This window comes from Paenibacillus arenilitoris (genome assembly GCF_014705655.1).
Taxonomy (GTDB): Bacteria; Bacillota; Bacilli; order Paenibacillales; family Paenibacillaceae; genus Pristimantibacillus; species Pristimantibacillus arenilitoris.
In genome coordinates, this window is sequence record NZ_JACXIY010000073.1 from 1 (window position 1) to 3063 (window position 3063).

Genomic DNA, 3063 nt, shown 5'->3' on the forward strand with positions numbered 1-3063 from the left:
GAAGTGGGCGGCTGGACGTGGGACGACTGGCTCGAAGCGGCGAAGAAGCTGACGAAGGACGAGAACGGCGACGGCAAGATCGACGTGTACGGCGGCGCGAACTTCTCGGTGGAAGGCGCGGTATGGGCCGCGGGAGGCGACTTCATCGACTACAAGACGGGCACGATTACGATCGATACGCCGGAGTTCGCGAGCGCGATGCAGTGGGTGGCGGATTTGCGGCTGAAGCATAACGTGGCGCCGTCGCCGGAGGACGAGAAGGCGATGAACGCGTACTCGCGGTTCGTGGCGGGCAAGGTAGGCATGTTCCCGATGGGTCCGTGGGATCAGCCGGCGTTCTGGGATTTGCCGTTCGAGTGGGACGTGGCGGCGTGGCCGGTCCACCCGGAGACGGGCAAGGCGGGCACATGGCTCGGATCGATGGGCTACGCGGTGTCGAGCAAGACGAAGCACGCGCAGGAGGCGTTCAACCTGGCGGCGTATCTGGCGCTGGACAAGGAAGGGCAGAAGCAGAACTACGAGCTCGGGCAGGCGGTGCCGAACCTGATCGACATGGCGAAGGGCGAGTTCGCGTCGTACGACAAGGCGCCGGCGAACCGCAAGGTGTTCCTGGACATCATCGAGGATTATGGGCATCCGACGATCGAGTTCGGCTCGAAGGATACGAAGTGGATCGACACGATGTGGCAGGAGGCCGGCAAAGTGTACGACGGCAAAATGACGGCCGCCGATTGGGCGAAGGAAATGCAGCCGAAGCTGCAGGAGCTGTACGACAAAGGCAACAAGTAAAGCGTTAATGCGCAGGCGGAAGCCGCGCCGCGAGGTTGGTTGTCGACCTTGCGGTGCGGCTTCCTTTGTTATGGCGTCAATCTTCTCCGTGGATGTCCGTTTGCAAGTTGGCCACAGTCAGGCTCAAGTGTATCTAGGTAGGTCAGAGTGCTACTGGCTAGGCTCATAAGCCAACAGACGGTTCCAGGCGATGCTTATTTGGAAAGCGTGCGAAAAGGAGCCAGCCTCCTTCAGATGAGGTAATTAATGAGGCAACCTCATAAAATAGTGAGGCAGCCCTCACTGTTTTCGCGTCTGTCGCAGTGGGTCGGTTGAAACAGTGAGGTAAACCTCATTCCTCATGAGGCTTCCTTCACGGGGAGTGAGGTTTGCCTCATTAACTCGCCTATTCGTACCAATCCAAGCTTAATCTGTGAGCTTGGGCTCACTAATTAGTGAAGATGCTTCACTATTGCGATAACAATGCGGAACGGTGCCTCCTATCCGCGCCCCCGCGGCCTTGCTTGCTCACGCTCGCCACGCCTTCGCGTCCTTGCTCGCGCTGCGCTCAGCCCTATCGCGCAACTCTAGCAACAATAGTTGCTGACAGAATGGAATTAATTTAGTATATTTATATATATTAATATATGATTGGGGAAGCGGCATGAAAAATCATCCCTTGTACAAGCAGATTCAAGTCGATCTTTTAGGGCAAATCAAATCAGGAAAGCTTCGTCCGGGGGACCGCGTCCCATCGGAGAAGGAGCTGGCCGAGCTGTACCGGGTCAGCCAGATCACGAGCAAGAACGCGCTGATCGGCCTGGCGGACGAAGGCGTGCTCGTGCGCGTCCAGGGCAAAGGAACGTTCGTGCGGCAAAGCGGCGACGCCGGCGGCGAAGCGGGTCTTCCTGCCGGAGGCCGGGGCGTCATCGGGCTGATCCTGCCCTGCATGAAAACGAAGGTCGATCAAAAAATTCTCGACTCGGTCGAGAAGTACGTCACGGCAAGCGGCTACAGCCTGCAGGTGCGGATTACGCGGGAGTCGCAGTCGGAGGAGAGCGCGGCGATCGAATCGATGGTCGCGGCCGGCGTGCGCGGGCTCATCATTTTTCCGACGGAGAAGGAACGCTACAACGAAAGCATATTGCGCCTGTCGCTCGACAAGTTCCCGCATGTGCTGATCGACCGGTTTCTGAAGGAAATCCGGACCTACAGCGTCAGCTCGGACAACGTGAACGGCACCGAGGAGGCCATCGCGTACTTGCTGGACCGCGGTCACGAGCAGATCGCGCTCATTACCCCGGAAATTACGAACACGGCGACCGAGGAGCGGCTGGGGGGCTTCGAGAAAGCGTATTTGGCGAGAAAGCTGCCGATCAACAAGGATCTGTGGTGCTTCCTGAAAATCGAGGATATTACGAACGGCTGCGCCCAGTCGATCATCGAAAATTTCATGAGCGAGCGCCCGGGCGTCACGGCCGCTTTTGTCGTGAACGTCGAGCTGACCAACTACACGTACTATGCGGCCAAGCGGCTGAAAAAATCGGTGCCGGACGACATGGAGCTCGTCTGCTTCGACCGCCCCGACTTCCAGGACGTCTCGTATTTGCAGCAGGACGAAGACGAGATTTGCAAAGTGACCGTCGAGCTGCTTCATGCCCAGCTGGAGGGCGAGTACGATCCGCAGCGCATCGTCATACCGGTTCAATTCACGAAGAAGTAAGGCGCATCGCGAAAACAAGTCAAACACCTTATGTGCCAAGCCAAGGCCGCACAAAGGTGTTTTTTATATTGTATTTAGTATATAAACATATAACAATATAACTTATAATGGTGCCTATAAGGTAAAGCGCTTACAGCGAGACTTGCTGTACGTCGACCATAAAAAAGGAGGAGTCGAATCGTGAGGAACAACAGGTTGGTAAAGTCGGGGCTTACGCTCCTGCTAGGCATGGGCGTGCTGCTAGCCGCTTGCTCGTCGGGCGGAGGAACGAATAACAATGCGGGGGGAAATGCGGGCGATGCGCCGGACAACGCGGCGAACGCGCCGAAGGAGCAGGTGAAAATTTCGTTCATGGGCCACGGCAGCCCGCAGGAGAAGGATATATTCACGAAGCTGATCAAGTCGTACGAAACGAAATACCCGAACGTGAAGGTGGAATATACGAGCGTACCGCCGGCGGAATACAACCAGAAGCTGTCGACGCTGGTGGCGTCGGGCAAGACGCCGGACGTGTTCTACGTGTCGGGGCCGCAGTTTTTCAAATTCGCGGAGGCGGGGACGATCCAGAACCT

The 3063-nt window shown here is 57.1% G+C and carries 3 protein-coding genes; all 3 read left to right on the forward strand.

The features are described 5' to 3' along the window. A partial coding sequence (locus IDH41_RS30910) for an extracellular solute-binding protein (RefSeq protein WP_190868197.1) occupies positions 1-789 on the forward strand: 789 nt, incomplete at its 5' end. Between the two features lie 643 nt (positions 790-1432). After that, positions 1433-2491: a GntR family transcriptional regulator gene (locus IDH41_RS30915; RefSeq protein ID WP_190868199.1), complete on the forward strand. Its 1059-nt coding sequence runs from the start codon at positions 1433-1435 to the stop codon at positions 2489-2491. Positions 2492-2671: 180 nt separating this feature from the next. Then, positions 2672-3063 (forward strand): ABC transporter substrate-binding protein (locus tag IDH41_RS30920; RefSeq protein WP_317890854.1); only part of this gene is annotated, 392 nt, incomplete at its 3' end.